Origin of the sequence: Paenibacillus sp. GYB006 (assembly GCF_036577645.1) — a bacterium.
Taxonomy (GTDB): domain Bacteria; phylum Bacillota; class Bacilli; order Paenibacillales; family Paenibacillaceae; genus Paenibacillus.
Window position 1 is genome coordinate 1 of sequence record NZ_JARBDA010000054.1, and the last position, 660, is coordinate 660.

Annotated in this window: 1 rRNA gene; it reads left to right on the plus strand. The window is 55.3% G+C overall.

Going from position 1 to position 660, the window contains the following annotated elements:
* Window positions 1–660, plus strand: a 23S ribosomal RNA gene (locus tag PV403_RS24835); the annotation flags it as partial.

Consider the following 660-nt stretch of genomic DNA (forward strand, 5'->3'; position numbering starts at 1 on the left):
GAAGCATGAGCGCCAGCTTGTGTGGAGGCAACGTTGGGATACCACCCTGATCGTATCTAGGTTCTAACTTGGTACCGTAATCCGGTGCGAGGACAGTGTCAGGTGGGCAGTTTGACTGGGGCGGTCGCCTCCTAAAGAGTAACGGAGGCGCCCAAAGGTTCCCTCAGAATGGTTGGAAATCATTCGCAGAGTGTAAAGGCACAAGGGAGCTTGACTGCGAGACCTACAAGTCGAGCAGGGACGAAAGTCGGGCTTAGTGATCCGGTGGTACCGCATGGAAGGGCCATCGCTCAACGGATAAAAGCTACCCTGGGGATAACAGGCTTATCTCCCCCAAGAGTCCACATCGACGGGGAGGTTTGGCACCTCGATGTCGGCTCATCGCATCCTGGGGCTGAAGTAGGTCCCAAGGGTTGGGCTGTTCGCCCATTAAAGCGGTACGCGAGCTGGGTTCAGAACGTCGTGAGACAGTTCGGTCCCTATCTGTCGTGGGCGTAGGAAATTTGAGAGGAGCTGTCCTTAGTACGAGAGGACCGGGATGGACATACCGCTGGTGTACCAGTTGTTCCGCCAGGAGCATCGCTGGGTAGCTATGTATGGAAGGGATAAGCGCTGAAAGCATCTAAGCGCGAAGCCCACCTCAAGATGAGATTTCCCAAT